This is a genomic window from Flavobacterium sp. PLA-1-15 (assembly GCF_049060005.1).
Taxonomy (GTDB): Bacteria; Bacteroidota; Bacteroidia; order Flavobacteriales; family Flavobacteriaceae; genus Flavobacterium.
On sequence record NZ_JBMGQS010000002.1, the window covers coordinates 217,061 to 234,425 of the forward strand.

Here is a 17,365-nt window from a genome sequence, read left to right on the forward strand (position 1 = left end):
CAATGTATACCCCGCCAAAAATCGAACGTTTCAACCAGAATGTTCTTTCAAAATACCACATTTACAACAGCGTTTTCATAACACTTCCATTTGATGCCATTGACAATACAGGTGTTTTATTGCCTTTGTTTTCAGAAGTTTGTGAAAATGGTTTTAAAAATCAATGGAATCCGAATCAGATATTTGACCATTTTTCCGAGAAATATCTAGACGATCAGTCAGAAAAAAACAAGATAAGTTTGATGTTTCGGTTCATCCAGTATGTTGAGCGTCAGGTAGTATTGTTCGATGCTATTGAGGATGCCGCGTTTCCTGTTGTCAACAATCTCGAAGGAAAAGGCTCATTGCGTTATATTAAAGAAAGGGCCGATTCTGAAGATGTTTTAAACGAACTGAAGTCGCTTCTGCAAGATTTTAGCGTGCGGACAGTTTTGACAGCGCATCCAACGCAATTTTACCCAGGTTCAGTTTTGGGGATAATCACGGATTTAACGGAGGCCATTCGTAAAAATGATTTGGTTGTCATCAAGCAATTACTTTCACAGTTAGGAAAAACGCCTTTTATCAAAAAAGAAAAACCCACACCTTATGATGAAGCGGTAAGTTTAATTTGGTATCTGGAAAATGTGTTCTATCAAACTGCTGGAGAAATGGTGCATTATCTTCAGAACAATATTTTCAAAGGAGAAGAAATCAGTAATCCTATAATCAATTTCGGATTTTGGCCCGGAGGTGATCGAGATGGAAATCCATTTGTTACAAACGAAATTACGCTTAAAGTTGCCGACCGTTTGAGAACTTCGATTTTAAAATGTTATTACAATGATATTCGTGATTTAAAAAGAAAGCTAACATTTTATAATGTAGATAATTTAGTGTCCGAAATTGAAGCAAAACTTTATCGTTCTGTTTTTTATTCTAAAGGTGAAATTTTCATCACTTTGGAAGAATTTAAATCCAAATTAGAAGAAATAAAATCAATCATAATCAACGAACACCAATCGCTTTATTTGAATGAGTTAAATGCTTTAATCAACAAGGTAAATCTTTTTGGTTTTTATTTTGCGACTTTGGATATACGCCAAAATAGTAAAATTCACAATGCTGTTTTTGATGAAATCATTGCATACGATTTGAAAAGCAAGACTTCTATTTTTCCTGAGAATTATTCAAATCTTTCTGAGGAAGAAAAAATGAAAGCCCTTGGTTCAATCAATGCGGATTTAAATCCTGATGATTTTAAGGATGAAGTCCAATCTACTCTGAGTTCTATCCATGCCATCAAAGCCATTCAAGAAAATAACGGTGAATTTGGTTCGAACCGATACGTCATTAGCAATAATGAAAGTGCTTTGAATGTGATTGAAGCTCTGACATTGTTCAGATTGTCGGGTTGGAAAAATCCCTCGGTCGATATTGTTCCGCTATTTGAAGTGATTGATGACTTGAAAAAAGCCGATAAAATCATGGAACAATTGTACAATGATGAAAATTATGCCAAGCATTTGAAACAGCGAGGCAACAAACAAACCGTAATGCTGGGTTTTTCTGACGGAACAAAAGATGGCGGTTATTTGATGGCGAATTGGAGCATTTATAAAGCCAAACAAACAATCAGTTCGGTTTCACGAAAATACGGTATAAAAGTGGTGTTTTTTGATGGCAGGGGAGGTCCGCCAGCCCGTGGAGGAGGAAAAACACATAAGTTTTATGCTTCGCTTGGTCCGGAAATTGAAAATAAGGAAATTCAGGTTACTATACAAGGACAAACAATAAGCTCTAATTTTGGAACTATGGATTCCTGTCGATTCAATTTGGAAAACCTTTTAACAGCTGGGGTTGCCAATCAATTATTTGACAAGAATAAAAACAAATTATCTGAAAGTGAAATTCAAATAATTGATAATTTGGCAGAAATCGGATTCAAAAAGTACATTGATTTTAAGAATCATCCGAAGTTTGTGCCTTATTTGGAGCACATGAGTACGCTCAATTATTATGCGAAAGCGAATATTGGTAGCCGACCTTCAAAACGTAATCAATCAGAAAAGCTTGATTTTTCTGCCTTGAGGGCCATTCCTTTTGTGGGTTCTTGGAGCCAATTGAAGCAAAATGTTCCTGGATTTTTTGGTGTTGGATCGGCTTTGAAACATTTTGAGGAAACCAATCAATGGGAAAAAGTTACCGATTTATACAATCATTCCTTATTCTTCAAGACACTTTTGGAAAACAGTATGATGTCGTTGGCAAAATCATTTTTACCTTTGACGGCCTACATGAAAGATGACCCTGAATTTGGTGAATTCTGGCAAATCATCTCGGATGAATTCAATGAAACAAAACGTCTTTTATTAAAAATTGCCGGTCATACGGAACTGATGGAAAATTATCCTGATGGTAAAGCATCTATTTCAATGAGAGAACATATAGTATTGCCACTGTTAGTTATACAACAATATGCTCTTCTAAAAATTAAAGAATTTAATAAAGAAAAAATTCCAAATGAAGAATTGATTTCGGTTTATGAAAAACTTGTGATCCGTTCTCTTTTCGGAAATACAAATGCAAGCAGGAACTCTGCTTAATCTTAAAAATATGAAAGTAACACAACTGACTCCGAACGAGTATGCGCGGTTCTATGCAAACTATATTGCAAATGTTTCAGATGAATATACGTTGATGGAAGAGCTTGAAATTTCGGTTCACCGACTTATAAAATTTGTTCAAAACATTCCAATGGACAAATATGATTATCGCTATGCGGAAGGAAAATGGACAATCAAGGATATTTTGCAACATGTTATCGATGCGGAAAGAATTTTTGCTTACAGAGCCTTGAGATTTGCCAGAAACGATAAAACGGAATTACCGGGTTTTGAGGAAAATGCCTATGCAGACATTGCTAATGGTGATAAGCGAAGCATAATGGATTTGCTGACGGAATTAGCAGTTGTTCGACAAGCGACATTGTCACTTTTTAAAAATTTCAAAGATGAACAGCTTTTAAGAAGTGGGATTGCATCAAATAACATAATGTCGGTCCGAGCCTTAGGATTTGTCATTATCGGGCATCAAAACCATCACCAACGTATTTTTGAAGAACGATATCTTTAATTATTTCAAAACTTCCGACCAAAGTTCTAATTTCTTTTGAAAGCCAATGGTGTTAGCAGGACTGGTTGAAGGCATTATGTGATAACTGATGCCTTCAATCTGCCCGAATTTTTTAAAGAAATATTTATGGCTTTCTTTTCCATTAAAAAGAATTCTTTTGATTTTCGGATAATCCATAAGCAAGGAATCAAAGTCATTCTCAATTTGGTTTTTGATGTGGATGTCCAAGCTTCCTTTTCTTTCACAATGTTGCAAAACATCCCAAAGCGCAATTTTATTCTTTAATAATAAATTGGCTTTCTCCTCAAAAACGCTTGGAACAGGCAGTTTATCAAATATTGAAAACATAATTTTCCAAAACGCATTTTGCGGATGTCCGTAATATTCCTGTTTCAATAACGACATAGCTCCAGGCATTGTGCCCAAAATTAATGTTTCGGCATTTTTGTCGATGATAGGAGGAAAGGAGCTGATCATGGTTTAGTTTTACTTAAATATACTAAAAAAGGAACCCAAATTGAGTTCCTTTTTATATTTTTTAACGGTGGAATTTATTCGTCGTCGTCTTCATCATCCTCGTCATCAGCTATGTCGTCTCTGTCTTCATCGTCATCTTCATCATCAGTTTCAGGCTTGTCAAGATTTTCATCTTCATCATCGTCATCAGATGTTGCGTCTTCATCATCCAAATCAATTCCTTTGATACCTTCAAGCGGAACTACTACATCTTCATCATCATCAAAATTTACCATTCTGTCGGATAATTTTGTGCTGATTTTCACTAGGTAAATCGTGTCTTCAGTACGAACTTCTACAGCTTCAATCGTTTCGTCCTTGTGATTTTTAAAACGGATAATATCCGAATCATCGTAACCATCAGGGAATTTCTCTACAAGAAGGTTTAAAATTTCGTTAGTCAGTTTGGAGTAATCAACTATAATTCTTTTCATACCAATATTATAAATCTAATAAATAAGCAAAAATTAGTGGGGCTACAATCGTTGCATCCGATTCGATAATAAACTTAGGGGTTTTTATGTCTAATTTACCCCAAGTGATTTTTTCATTAGGAACTGCTCCTGAATAAGATCCGTAACTTGTTGTGGAATCAGAAATCTGGCAGAAATAGCTCCAGAAAGGAACATCATGCATTTCCATATCCTGATACAACATCGGTACAACGCAGATTGGGAAATCCCCAGCGATTCCTCCACCAATTTGGAAGAAACCAACTCCGTTTGAACTGTTTTTAGAATACCAATCTGCAAGGAAGGTCATGTATTCAATTCCAGATTTCATCGTAGAAGCCTTCAAGTCTCCTTTGATTACATAGGAAGCAAAAATGTTACCCATTGTACTGTCTTCCCATCCCGGAACGATGATCGGCAGATTTTTTTCAGCTGCAGCATACATCCAGCTGTCTTTCAAGTCGATTTCGTAATATTCTTCAAGAACACCAGAAAGCAACATCTTATACATAAATTCATGTGGTAAATAACGCTCACCTTTATCATCAGCATCTTTCCAAATCTTATAGATGTGCTTTTGCAAACGACGGAATGCTTCGTGCTCAGGAATACAAGTATCTGTTACTCTGTTCAATCCTCTTTCCAGCAAATCCCACTCTTGTTCAGGAGTCAGATCACGGTAGTTTGGCACTCTTTCGTAGTGTGAATGCGCAACCAAATTCATGATATCTTCCTCAAGGTTAGCTCCTGTACATGAAATGATTTGCACTTTGTCCTTGCGGATCATTTCTGCAAAAATTTTCCCGATTTCGGCAGTACTCATAGCTCCTGCCAAAGTCACCATCATTTTTGCACCATTCGCTAATTGGTCTTCATAAGCCTTTGCGGCATCTACTAATGCAGCTGAATTGAAATGCAGGTAGTGCTTTTCTATAAATTGGCTGATAGGTCCTTTACTCATATCCAAGTTTTTTTGTTGTAGGTTTTAAATTTAGGGTTCTTCAAAGAAAAACTTTTTTTTTAAAACGGCAAACAGTTTTTTATTTATTTAATTTTTAAGATTCTTTTTTGGTGTACCCTAATATTTTCAAAACATCATCAGAAGTCTGCTGCTCAGAAAAAACTTCTGTAGCGAGAATTCCGTTTTCATCCCTGTCGATAAGAATGTGCTTTGGTTGCGGAATCAAGCAGTGATGCAATCCGCCGAAACCTCCAATGGTTTCCTGATAAGCACCCGTGTTGAAAAATCCAATATATAAAGGTTTATCTTTGTTGTATTTTGGCATATAAATGGCATTCATGTTCTGCTCTGAATTGTAATAATCATCACTATCACAAGTCAATCCGCCCAAAAGTACCCTTTCATAAGTATCATTCCAACGGTTAACGGCAAGCATGATGAAGCGCTTATTGATTGCCCAAGTATCAGGAAGTGTGGTAATGAAAGAAGAATCGATCATGTTCCATTTTTCCCTGTCGTTTTGCTGTTTTTGATACAGTACTTGGTAAATCGCGCCACCGCTTTCTCCAACAGTATAGGATCCAAACTCTGTAAAAATGTTCGGAACGTCTACTTCTGCTTCATCACAAGCAATCTTGATTTGGTTCAAGATTTCGTCAATCATATATTGATAATCGAACTCAAATGCCAATGAATTTTTGATAGGGAAACCACCACCAATATTCAATCCGTCCAAACTTGGACATTCTTTTTTCAAGGCGATATATACCTTGATACATTTTACCAATTCGTTCCAATAATACGAAGTATCATTGATTCCGGTGTTGATGAAAAAGTGAAGCATTTTCAATTCAAGATTTGGATTATCCTGAATCTGTTTTTTGTAAAAGCTCACAATATTTTTGTATCCAATTCCCAAACGAGAAGTATAGAACTCAAATTTTGGTTCCTCTTCGGCGGCAATTCGGATTCCGATTTTCATTTTTCCAGGAATTTCTGCCTGAAGCAAATCTAATTCTTCGTAATTGTCGATGATTGGAATAGTGTTCTTATGTCCGTTATTAATCAAACGTGCAATGTTTGTAATGTATTGGTCTCTTTTGAAACCGTTGCAGATTACATAAGTGCTTTTATTGATCTTTCCGTTTTCCAACAAATTTTCAACGATGTTGATGTCAAAAGCAGAAGAAGTTTCAATGTGAATATTGTTCTTGAACGCCTCATTCATTATAAATTCAAAATGAGAACTTTTTGTACAGTAGCAATAGTAATATTTCGCTTCGTATTTGTTTTTTTCCATCGCCTTACGAAAATAATTTTTCGCCTTGTTGATATTGTTTGAGATCTGAGGTAAATAAGTAAATTTTAAGGGTGTGCCGTATTGTTCAACCAATTTCATCAAATCGATGTTGTGAAATTGAAGGTTGTCTTTGTTAAGTGTAAATTCTTCTTGAGGAAAGTAGAATGTTTGATTTATTAAGTCGGAATATTTAGTATTCATTTATTTTTCAAGGTTTTAAGATTAAAATTAGTATAAAAATTATTTAATCTTACTTTTCAAACCCTAATATTTGCATAAATGATGGGTAATTTTTCGTTGTAATTATTAAAATGTGAACAAGTGTCTGGATTTATTACTCCATTTCCTGCAAAAAACTGTTTCAATAATCGTATAAATGATTTATTGTTTTCGTTGCTTTCGAAAGAATAATTTCCTGTATTTGAAGTCTTGTTCATTAGGGCAAATGTAAAAAAATAATTAGGCGAATTGCAACGCTTTTAATTAAAAAAATATTAAGATTTATAATCTTCAAAAGCCTCGTTAATGAGTTTATTTTCAGCAGATTGATTTATTTTGATGTTTCCGATTCCTTCAATTAATGCAAATTGAATGTTTCCGTACTCATTTTTCTTGTCGTGAATGAGCAATTCCTGTATCGGAATCAAGTCATTTTCATCAAATAAAACATCTTCATAAATCCCTTTAATGGTTGTCTTAATTTGAAGATAATCTTCAGCAGAAAGCAATCCTTTTTTAAATGAGATATAACTTTCCAAAATCATACCGATGGCAATGGCTTCGCCGTGGAGCAAATTTTTCTTGGTTTCATTTTCCAAAAAATAACTTTCAATAGCATGACCTAAAGTATGTCCGAAATTCAAGGATTTCCTGATTCCGTCTTCTTTCGGATCTTGCTTTACAATTGTATTTTTAATGACAATCGAGTCATATATTAAGGTATCAAAATCAGCAAAATCAATTTCGCTTAAATCAAGAAACTTTTCCCAATAGGCTTTATCAAAAATCAAACCATGCTTTAGCATTTCTGCCAATCCCGAACGCATTTCATTCTGCGGAAGCGTTTCCAAAAAAGAAGTATCAATTAAAACCATTTGCGGAATGGTAATCGTACCGATTTGATTTTTCAAAACACCAAGGTCAACACCATTCTTGCCTCCAACCGAAGCATCAACCATCGCCAAAAGTGTAGTAGGAACGTGAACAAAATCAATTCCTCGCTTGAATGTTGAAGCTACAAAACCACCTAAATCCGTGACAACGCCACCACCAAGATTGATGATTAACGTTTTTCTATCAGCTCCGAGTTCGGTCAGGACATTCCAAATCCCCACACAGGTTTCGATGTTTTTATTGATTTCGCCAGCATCAAATTCTACAATTTCAATCCGTGATTCGGTAGCTAGATTGGGAAGAAAATTCGGCAGGCAGATTTCATTTGAATTACTGTCCACTATTATAAAGATGGAGGAATAATTTTCTTCAGCAATAAGATTGTTCAAGGCTTCATAGCCTTTTTCATTGAAATATATAGGATAACCATTTGCTTGAATAACTTCCATCTTAAAGAATAATAGGTTTGTAATTTTTAGATTGGCAAAATTAAGGTAATTTTTTGGGTTTTCTGATCAAAGAAAATGTCCGTAATCGAAACTTATATTTAAGTTTTAAACTACCATTATTTTTTGATTAATAATTATGAAACTCTCTTTATATTTGCACTATCATTAAAAAACTTATGGAAAAAATCTTCAATAATACACAAGTTGCATTTTCTTTAAAGAGCGATACCGAATTGGATAGGGCTTATTTTTTGTTTAAATTGATTGATAGCCAGCCGTTGGTTAGGATTGGGACGGCCGTTACCAATTTTGCCATTAAGGCCCATCTTCCTGTTGAAGGGTTGATCCGTGCTACGGTTTTCGACCATTTTTGTGGTGGTGTGAATGAAAATGATTGCTTGTCGGTTGTAGATAAAATGTATACCAAGGGAGTTTCATCGGTTTTGGATTATTCGGTTGAAGGAAAAGAGGAAGAAGCGCAATTTGATGCTGCTTTGGAAATGACTTTGAAGACAATTGATTTTGCAAAGGAAAGACAAGCGATTCCTTTCGCGGTGTTCAAACCTACCGGTTTTGGTCGTTTTGAATTGTATGAAAAATTAGGCGAAGGCCAAACACTGAATGCCGAAGAGCAAACAGAATGGAATAGGGTAGTAGAGCGATTTGATATTGTTTGTAAAGCGGCGCATGATAAAGATGTTGCCTTGTTGATTGATGGAGAAGAAAGTTGGATGCAGGATGCAGCCGATGATTTGGTTGCTGAAATGATGAAAAAATACAATAAGGAGAAGGCAATCGTTTTCAATACGCTTCAGATGTATCGTTGGGACCGTTTGGATTATTTGAAGAAATTACACGAGCAAGCCAAGCAGGATGGTTTTTATATCGGAATGAAATTAGTTCGTGGCGCTTATATGGAAAAGGAAAATAAGCGTGCGGAAGAGAAAGGATATCCGTCGCCAATCTGCGAAAGCAAGGAAGCTACTGATATTAATTATGATGCCGCCGTGGTATATATGGTGGAACATTTAGAGAAAATGGCCATTTTTGCTGGAACGCACAACGAATTGAGTTCCTATAAATTGATGGATTTGATGCGTGTGAACAACATCGATAAGAATGATGAAAGAATTTGGTTCGGGCAATTGTACGGAATGAGCGATAACATCAGCTACAACTTAGCAGAAAACGGATACAATGTTGCCAAGTATTTACCATTCGGACCCGTTAGGGATGTGATGCCGTATTTGATCCGTCGAGCGGAAGAGAATACTTCGGTTGCTGGACAAACAAGTCGAGAGCTGACACTTATCAAAACAGAACGTAACAGGAGAAAAGGAAAATAAATAAAAAAGGCTGAAAATTAATTCAGCCTTTTTTATTGTATATTATTGTCTTCTGAGTTTCTTTTCCAAAAAGAGATTCATTTCTCCGCTTACTTTTGAAACATCCATTTTTTCCTGTTCCTTCATCCTGTCGGTAAAGAGGATTCCGTTGAGATGGTCGGTTTCGTGTTGAAACACAACTGCTGTAAAGCCTTCGATCATTTCCTCGTGAAATTTACCATTCTTATCCAAATAGGTCAATTTAATGGTGTAATTCCGCAAGACATCACCATCAATATCGGGAATCGACAGACAGCCTTCCATGCCTTTTCGCAATAATGCCGAACGCCAAACAATTTTAGGATTCAGATACAATTCAAATGGTTCACCTTCTTTATCAAAACGTTGTACCCAAATAAGATTTTTGTTGATTCCGACTTGAGGAGCCGCAATTCCAATTCCGGGATTGGCTGGGTCACGCATTGAAAGAAACATTCGTTCTGCTAATACAGGCAATAATTCATCCTTAGTGTCAACATCTGTAGAAACCGATTTCAAGATTTTGAGCTCTTTTTCATCCGTAATCTGAATGACTTTCATCATCGTTTTTGCATCTCCGGATTGGATGAGCTTTTTTTCTTCTTTCGTAAATTTCTGAGCAGAAAGAGTGGTTCCCAGAAAGAGGAAAAGAATTTTTAAGGTTGTGTTTTTCATACTTAAATTCCAGCCACCGCTTTAATCTCATCAATAATCCTCAAAGCCAATGCATCTGCTTTTTCCTGTGACGAAGCTTCTGTATAGATACGAATAATAGGTTCCGTATTCGATTTTCTCAAATGCACCCAATTGTCGGCAAAATCAATTTTCACACCGTCGATTGTGGTAATTTCTTCCATCTTGTATTTCTCCGTCATCGCTTCCAAAATCGCATCGACATCAATCTGTGGTGTCAATTCAATTTTGTTCTTGCTCATATAATATTCAGGATACGAAGCCCTCAATTCGGAAACTTTCATTTTTTTATTGGCCAAATGTGTCAGGAACAAAGCCGTACCAACGATGGAATCCCTTCCATAATGCGATTCTGGATAGATGATGCCACCGTTTCCTTCACCTCCAATAATGGCGTTGTTTTTCTTCATCAATTCCACCACATTCACTTCTCCAACAGCACTCGCTTCGTATTTTCCACCGTGTTTGATGGTCACATCGCGCAAGGCACGAGAAGACGACATATTCGAAACCGTATTTCCAAGTGTTTTGCTCAAAACATAATCGGCAACTGCTACAAGTGTATATTCTTCTCCAAACATTTCACCGTCTTCGCTGATGAAGGCCAAACGGTCCACATCTGGATCCACCACAATTCCTAAATGAGCATTTTCTTTCACTACCAATTCTGAAATATCAGTCAAATGTTCTTTTAAAGGTTCTGGATTGTGAGGGAAATGTCCGTTTGGTTCGCAGTACAATTTTACCACTTCAACACCCATCAATTCCAACAATTTAGGAATGATGATTCCTCCCGAAGAATTTACACCGTCCACAACCACTTTGAATTTCGCATTCTTTACTGCTTCAACATCTACCAAAGGCATGTTCAAAACTTCATCAATATGGATGTCCATAAAAGCATCGTTTGAAGTGATTTCGCCTAAATTATCTACATCAGAAAAATCAAAAGCTTCTCTTTCGGCAATGTCAAGAATTTTTGCTCCTTCGGCACCGCTTAAAAATTCTCCTTTTTCATTCAATAATTTCAAGGCATTCCACTGTTTTGGATTGTGGCTTGCCGTCAGAATAATTCCACCGTCCGCTTTTTCCAAAGGAACAGCAATTTCAACGGTTGGTGTTGTCGAAAGACCCAAATCAATCACATCAATTCCCAATCCTATCAAGGTATTTACAACCAAATTATGAATCATTGGTCCAGAAATTCTAGCATCACGACCAATAACGACAATTAGTTTTTCTTTGTTGGAATAGGATTTCAGCCAGGTTCCATAAGCCGAAGCAAATTTTACAGCATCTACCGGAGTCAAATTATCGCCTACTTTTCCGCCAATTGTTCCACGAATTCCTGAAATTGATTTTATTAAGGTCATTGTTTGTATTTTAAATTTTAGATGAACAAATATAATTTAAAAATCAAAAAGGGTTCTTTAATTTTTATAAATTAGGCGTATGAATTTTCTAGCACACATATATCTTTCAGGAAACAGCGATTTCATCAAGATAGGCAATTTTATGGCCGATGGTATCCACGGGAAAAATTTTGAAGATTTTCCGAAGGAAGTCGGCTTGGGAATAACGCTTCATCGCGAAATTGACACGTTTACAGATTTTCATCCGATATTTAGAAAAAGCAAGCATCGCCTGCATGAAAAATACGGTCATTATTCGGGTGTAATCATCGATATGTTCTACGACCATTTTTTAGCCAAGAACTGGAAAAAATATTCTGATGTAAAATTAGAAGAGTATACGCTTCATTTCTATCATATATTAAAAGAAAATTATAGCATTCTTACCGATAAAACCAAGGAAATGATGCCGTATATGATTGAATACAATTGGCTTTCGAGTTATGCTACAATCAATGGTTTGGCAGAAATTTTACGGCAGATGGACCGTCGGACAAAATACCGCTCTAATATGCAATATTCGGTTAACGAACTGAAAGAGTTTTACACTGATTTTGAAGAAGAATTCACTTTGTTTTTTGAAGAAGTAAGAGTTTTTGTAAAGGAAAAATTAGCATTGTTATGAAGAAGATTTATCTTTTAATGACAGTCTGTTTTTTGAGTTGCAAAACCCAAAAAACGATCGCTCCAACGGGTTTGGTGGCTGAAAAAGCAATGGTAGTTTCGGCTAGAGAAGAAGCTTCGCAAATTGGCACTGACATTATGAAACAGGGCGGGAATGCCTTTGACGCGATGATTGCAACGGAATTGGCTTTGGCAGTTGCTTATCCATATGCGGGAAATATTGGTGGCGGAGGATTCATGGTTTACAGAAAAGCAAGCGGTGAAATAGGAAGTCTAGATTACCGCGAAAAAGCACCTTTGGCCTCAACAAAAGATATGTTTTTGGATGAAAAAGGAAATGTAATATCTGGAAAAAGTACCGAAACGGCTTTGGCTGTTGGAATTCCAGGAACGATTGCAGGAATTTTTGAAGTACACAAAAAATTTGGAACCTTACCGATTGAAACACTTTTAAAACTGGTGATTGAATTGGCAGAAAGAGGTGTTATCATTACTGAAAATCAAGAAAAACAATTTTCAAATTTCAGAAATGAGTTGATGAAAGCAAATGGTGAAAAATCGTTGGTTTCGAAAGCTTACAAAGAAAATGATACGATTCGTTATTTGGCTTTAGCCGAAACATTAAAAAGGATTTCCAAGAATGGAAAAGACGAGTTTTATAAAGGCGAAACAGCTCGAAAACTAGTCGATTATCTGAATAAAAAAGGAGGCATCATCACGATGGAGGATTTGGCTAAATACGAAGCCAAATGGCGGGCTCCAATTACTTTCAATTATAAAAATCTAAAGATCATATCGATGTCACCACCAAGTAGCGGAGGCGTTTGTCTGGGACAGATTATGACGATGATTGCTCCTTTTGATTTGAAGAAATTCGGACACAATTCGTTGGAAAGTATTCAGGTCATTACCGAAGCCGAAAGACGTTCGTATGCCGATAGAAGTTACCATTTAGGCGACCCAGATTTTGTGAAAGTTCCTGTGAAATCTTTATTAGATGAGAAATATCTCAAAGAAAGAATGCAAGATTTTAGTTTTGAAAAGGCAACAAAATCAGCTGATGTTTCAAAAGGAACTATTTCGGTTTATGAAAGTGATGAAACGACGCATTACTCCATCGTGGACCCATTTGGGAATGCAGTTTCTGCTACAACAACTTTGAACGGCGCTTTTGGTTCCAAATTATATTGTGAGGAATTGGGCTTTTTTCTGAACAATGAAATGGATGATTTCAGTTCCAAACCCGGATTTGCAAATTCTTACGGATTGGTTGGTGCCGAAGCCAATAGCATCGCGCCAGAAAAACGAATGTTGAGTTCGATGACGCCAACAATTGTTGAGAAGGATGGGAAATTGAGTATGGTTGTGGGAACTCCAGGCGGTTCCACGATTATTACTTCGGTTTTGCAGACGATTTTGAACGTTTATGAATTTGATATGAGCATTCAAACCGCTGTAAATGCACCACGATTTCACCATCAATGGTTGCCCGATGAAGTAATTTTTGAACCAAATTCTTTTTCTTCGACTTTATTAAATGATTTAAAAAGGAAAGGATATATCATAAATGAAGGAAATACGCCAATCATTGGAAAAGTGGATGCGATTTTGGTTTTGCCTGATGGAAAATTGGAAGGCGGAGCGGATAGGAGAGGTGATGATAAAGCGGTTGGGTTCTGATTCAAGGTTTAAAAGAACCCTAATGATTTTGTTTTAGCCCCGATTGAAGTGGAAATCCTTTTTTGTAAAAAAAGATTGTAACGGAAAGCGGGAAAATGGATTAAAAAGTACCTAAAGGTGAGCTTCAAAAAAATGAAAATGAATTTTATTAAAGATTTAGAAAAAGCATTTCAAGAACACAGCAATAGAGAAAATGCTATTCCGATGGAAAATTATATGAAGAAGCACTTTTCTTTTTATGGCGTCACAGCTATAAACAGAAGATTGATTTTTAAGACAGTTTTGAAGCAACATCAGAAAGAGGTTTCTGAAAATGCACGAGAAATTGCCAAAGAGCTCTTCTCAAAAAAGCAACGCGAACTTCATTATTGCGGAATTGAAATTCTGATAAAAGAATTAAAGAAAAAATATAAGAAAGAAGATATTTCATTGATAGAATTCCTGATTGTAAACAATTCTTGGTGGGACAGTGTTGATACAATTTCTAAATACATCTTGGGAGAATATTTGATGCAATTTCCAGAAGAAACAGATAAAGTTGTTGACAGATTTTCCAATTCCGAGAATATGTGGCTCAATAGAAGCGCAATTTTATTTCAATTAGGTTACAAGCAAAAAACAAATTCCGATTTGCTGTTTGCCTTATGTCAAAAACATTCGGACTCAGATGAATTTTTTATCCGAAAAGCAATTGGTTGGGCTTTGCGCGAATATGGCAAAACGAACTCTTCCGCTGTGATAAAATTTGTTGAGATTAATAATTTAAAGCCTTTGAGTAAAAAGGAAGCCTTGAAAAATATTGCATAAGGGCAAAAAGTAGTATTTTCGTAACTTGTTTCAAAAAAAATGCTGAAAAAATACTTACAACGACTCGAATCATTAATTGCCTGGGGACAAACCAAATTAACCAACAAGCAGTTTATCTTCCTATCCAGTGTTTTGGTAGGGATTTCTGTGTCCTTGGCTGTAATTGTTCTGAAAGCTTTTGCACACTGGGTTTTTGTTTTTGCGACTTACATCAATGGCATTATCAAGTTGAGTTACATAAACAGTGTACTTCCTATCATTGGAATTTTACTGACCGTTTTTGTCATTAAAAAAGTACTTGGTGGAAAAATAGAGAAAGGAACTTCGCAGATCATGTATGCCGTGGCGCAAAAGGCAAGCATCATGCCTAGAAAGCAGATGTATGCTCAGATTATCACCAGTTCCTTAACTGTTGGTTTGGGAGGTTCAGCAGGTTTGGAGTCTCCAATCACGATTACAGGTGCCGCTTTCGGTTCTAACTTTGCTCAAACGTATAAATTAAGCTATAAAGATAGAACTTTGCTGATAGGATGCGGAGTTGCGGCAGGAATTGCGGCAGCTTTTAATGCTCCGATTGCCGGTGTTCTGTTTGCCATTGAAGTACTTTTGGTCGACGTCAGTATTGCCGCTTTTACCCCAATCATGATTGCTGCTGCCACAGGAGCGATCGTTTCTGCAGTAATTTTAAAGGAAAATGTACTTTTAAGTTTTAGCAAGCAACAAGATTTCGATTATCATAATGTACCTTTTTATGTAATTCTTGGATTACTGACGGGTCTTATTACCATTTATTATTCGAGATGGTTTCAACGAATTGAAAGATTTTTTACACGTTACAATAACAAACCTTACAAGAAAGCAATGATTGGTGCTTCGATGCTGGCGGTTTTGATTTTTATCGTTCCGACGCTTTTTGGGGAAGGTTACGAAAGTATCAAGACACTATCGGAAAGTGATCCTGGGAAATTATTGGAAGATACTTTATTCGGAGATTTTAGGAATAACAAATGGGTACTTTTGTTATTTGTCGGTTTAGCAGCAATGTTGAAGGTTTTTGCTACAGGATTTACGCTGGGAAGTGGAGGAAATGGAGGAAACTTCGCTCCATCTTTGTTTTTGGGTTCGTATGTTGGGTTCTTTTTTTCACAATTTATAACCTTGACAGGTCTTTCAAAATTACCGATCAGTAACTTTACAATTGTAGGAATGGCAGGTGTTTTAAGCGGATTGTTTCATGCACCGCTGACGGCAATTTTCCTTATAGCCGAGATTACGGGTGGTTACAGCCTCATGGTTCCGCTGATGATCGTATCTTCCATCAGTTTTGCGGTTTCCAAAAGATTCGAAAAGCACTCAATGGATGTGAAGCATTTGGCCAAAAAGGGACACGTTTTTACTAGTAATAAAGATACCAATGTCCTTTCGACTTTGGATACCAATAAAATTATTCAAACCGATTATTTGACTGTTTCTCCAGAAGAAAACTTAGAGAAATTAGTGGATCTGATTTCACACTCCAACCAAGTGATTTTTGGAGTTGTCGATAAAGACAAAAGCCTTGTAGGAATCATTCATTTCAATGATATTCGAGAGATTATCTTCAGTAATTTCAAGGTAAAATACACTTATGTGAAAGACGTAATGACGACTCCAATCGAGATTGTCTATCCAACGGATAGTATGGAAACTGTGATGAACAAGTTCGAAAGGAGTAAAATTGCCTTTTTGCCTGTCATTCAAGGCGGAAAATATCTGGGCTTTATCTCAAAGTCGGTTGCTCTGGAAGCTTATCGTACCAAATTAAAATCAATGACAATTGAATAATCATACATCTTTTCGATTTTAAATTTTGGTAAATCTTTAGTTTGCTATTTTTTTTCTCGTTTTTAGATGTACCTTTGCAAAAAATTGCCAATTTTTGAAGAGCGAATCTCTTTTACCCTAAAGGGCAATAAGTTACATTTTTTATTATGAAAAGAATAGTCGAATACAGAAAGTTGTTGAATGTAGAGAAAACGGTTGAGTTGAAAGAACTGAAAACCATATACCGTAATGCAATGAAGGATGCACATCCTGATAAATATGTTGGTGATGAAGCAGGACTTGCTGCTGCCGAGGAGAGAAGTAAGAAAATTATTGAGGCCTATCACCAGCTGGTAAGTATCAATCCTGAGACAATGAAGCAATTACTTCCGGAATATACTGAAACTATTGCTACATCAACCATTATTGATTATAATTTTGTTGACGGAAGACTAAAAATCACGTTTTCTAACGGAAGTATTTACGAGTATATCAGTGTGCCTAAAGCAACTTATGTAAAAATGGTAAATGCTGATTCACCTGGAAGATTCGCGAAAAGACATATTTTGAATGCTTTCACTTGGAGAAAAACAACCAATCAGGAATAGTTTTCAATTGAAAATATACAATAAGGTTTAGATATTATCTAGACCTTTTTTTATACCCCAACTTTAAGTTTTTATTCAGAAACAAATACTTAATTTTGTACAACTAAAAACTACACCATGAAAATCGAACAAATATATACAGGTTGTATCGCGCAAGCAGCTTATTATCTTGAAAGCAACGGCGAAGCTGCAATTTTCGACCCTTTGAGAGAAGTACAGCCTTATATTGAGAAAGCAAATAAAGACAACGCCAAGATTAAATATATTTTTGAAACGCATTTTCATGCCGATTTTGTTTCCGGACATATCGATTTGGCTAAGAAAACAGGAGGAAAAATCGTTTATGGACCAACTGCAAAGCCTGAATTTGAAGCAATAATTGCTACCGATAATCAAGAATTTAAAGTTGGGAATTATACCGTTAAAACACTTCATACACCAGGTCATACCTTAGAAAGCACTTGTTATT

General features: G+C 36.1%; 17 protein-coding genes. 9 read left to right on the forward strand and 8 right to left on the reverse strand.

Annotated elements, in window-relative coordinates; all coding sequences use genetic code 11:
* Positions 1-2 precede the first annotated feature (2 nt).
* Both ACI6PS_RS03130 and ACI6PS_RS03135 read left to right on the forward strand, forming a co-directional pair.
* On the forward strand, positions 3-2,585 hold the full coding sequence (locus ACI6PS_RS03130) for a phosphoenolpyruvate carboxylase (protein ID WP_421011091.1): 2,583 nt from the start codon (positions 3-5) through the stop codon (positions 2,583-2,585).
* Positions 2,586-2,595: 10 nt separating this feature from the next.
* Positions 2,596-3,114 (forward strand): DinB family protein, encoded by a 519-nt coding sequence (locus ACI6PS_RS03135; protein ID WP_421011092.1) that lies wholly within the window; start codon positions 2,596-2,598, stop codon positions 3,112-3,114.
* Here ACI6PS_RS03135 and ACI6PS_RS03140 read toward each other — a convergent pair whose 3' ends face one another.
* The 6 genes from ACI6PS_RS03140 to aroB form a co-directional block, all read right to left on the reverse strand.
* Positions 3,115-3,591, reverse strand: coding sequence for a DNA-deoxyinosine glycosylase (locus ACI6PS_RS03140; protein WP_421011093.1), 477 nt, complete (start codon positions 3,589-3,591; stop codon positions 3,115-3,117). It lies immediately after the preceding gene.
* A 74-nt stretch (positions 3,592-3,665) separates the two neighbouring features.
* Positions 3,666-4,064: a DNA primase gene (locus ACI6PS_RS03145; protein WP_421011094.1), complete on the reverse strand. Its 399-nt coding sequence runs from the start codon at positions 4,062-4,064 to the stop codon at positions 3,666-3,668.
* Between the two features lie 7 nt (positions 4,065-4,071).
* Positions 4,072-5,043 carry a deoxyhypusine synthase family protein gene (locus ACI6PS_RS03150; protein WP_421011095.1) on the reverse strand — a complete coding sequence of 324 codons (972 nt, stop codon included), beginning with the start codon at positions 5,041-5,043 and terminating at the stop codon, positions 4,072-4,074.
* A gap of 94 nt (positions 5,044-5,137) precedes the next feature.
* On the reverse strand, positions 5,138-6,544 hold the full coding sequence (locus ACI6PS_RS03155; protein WP_421011096.1) for an arginine decarboxylase: 1,407 nt from the start codon (positions 6,542-6,544) through the stop codon (positions 5,138-5,140).
* 56 nt (positions 6,545-6,600) lie between these two features.
* A complete protein-coding gene (locus tag ACI6PS_RS03160; protein ID WP_421011097.1) occupies positions 6,601-6,780 on the reverse strand; it encodes a hypothetical protein in 180 nt (59 codons plus the stop codon).
* 57 nt (positions 6,781-6,837) lie between these two features.
* The gene (gene aroB, locus ACI6PS_RS03165; RefSeq protein WP_421011098.1) at positions 6,838-7,905 is read right to left on the reverse strand and encodes a 3-dehydroquinate synthase; all 1,068 of its coding nucleotides are present in this window, start codon (positions 7,903-7,905) and stop codon (positions 6,838-6,840) included.
* Positions 7,906-8,081: 176 nt separating this feature from the next.
* On the opposite strand from aroB, the gene ACI6PS_RS03170 reads away from it, so the two are divergent.
* Positions 8,082-9,251, forward strand: a complete 1,170-nt coding sequence (locus tag ACI6PS_RS03170; RefSeq protein WP_421011099.1) for a proline dehydrogenase family protein — start codon at positions 8,082-8,084, stop codon at positions 9,249-9,251.
* Between the two features lie 42 nt (positions 9,252-9,293).
* Here the strand turns inward: ACI6PS_RS03170 and def are convergent, their stop codons facing one another.
* A complete protein-coding gene (def, locus tag ACI6PS_RS03175) occupies positions 9,294-9,944 on the reverse strand; it encodes a peptide deformylase (RefSeq protein ID WP_421011100.1) in 651 nt (216 codons plus the stop codon).
* 2 nt (positions 9,945-9,946) lie between these two features.
* Positions 9,947-11,335 carry a phosphoglucosamine mutase gene (gene glmM / locus ACI6PS_RS03180; protein ID WP_421011101.1) on the reverse strand — a complete coding sequence of 463 codons (1,389 nt, stop codon included), beginning with the start codon at positions 11,333-11,335 and terminating at the stop codon, positions 9,947-9,949.
* Between the two features lie 79 nt (positions 11,336-11,414).
* On the opposite strand from glmM, the gene ACI6PS_RS03185 reads away from it, so the two are divergent.
* From ACI6PS_RS03185 to ACI6PS_RS03210, 6 genes are all read left to right on the forward strand, one after another.
* On the forward strand, positions 11,415-11,999 hold the full coding sequence (locus ACI6PS_RS03185; protein ID WP_421011102.1) for an ACP phosphodiesterase: 585 nt from the start codon (positions 11,415-11,417) through the stop codon (positions 11,997-11,999).
* Positions 11,996-13,678: a gamma-glutamyltransferase gene (ggt, locus tag ACI6PS_RS03190; protein WP_421011103.1), complete on the forward strand. Its 1,683-nt coding sequence runs from the start codon at positions 11,996-11,998 to the stop codon at positions 13,676-13,678. The genes ACI6PS_RS03185 and ggt overlap by 4 nt, the downstream gene beginning before the upstream one ends.
* 138 nt (positions 13,679-13,816) lie before the next feature.
* Positions 13,817-14,485, forward strand: a complete 669-nt coding sequence (locus tag ACI6PS_RS03195; RefSeq protein ID WP_421011104.1) for a DNA alkylation repair protein — start codon at positions 13,817-13,819, stop codon at positions 14,483-14,485.
* A gap of 39 nt (positions 14,486-14,524) precedes the next feature.
* Positions 14,525-16,309 (forward strand): chloride channel protein, encoded by a 1,785-nt coding sequence (locus tag ACI6PS_RS03200; RefSeq protein ID WP_421011105.1) that lies wholly within the window; start codon positions 14,525-14,527, stop codon positions 16,307-16,309.
* A gap of 146 nt (positions 16,310-16,455) precedes the next feature.
* A complete protein-coding gene (locus ACI6PS_RS03205; RefSeq protein WP_421011106.1) occupies positions 16,456-16,896 on the forward strand; it encodes a KTSC domain-containing protein in 441 nt (146 codons plus the stop codon).
* A 117-nt stretch (positions 16,897-17,013) separates the two neighbouring features.
* The coding region (locus tag ACI6PS_RS03210; protein ID WP_421011107.1) for an MBL fold metallo-hydrolase at positions 17,014-17,365 on the forward strand (352 nt) is incomplete at its 3' end.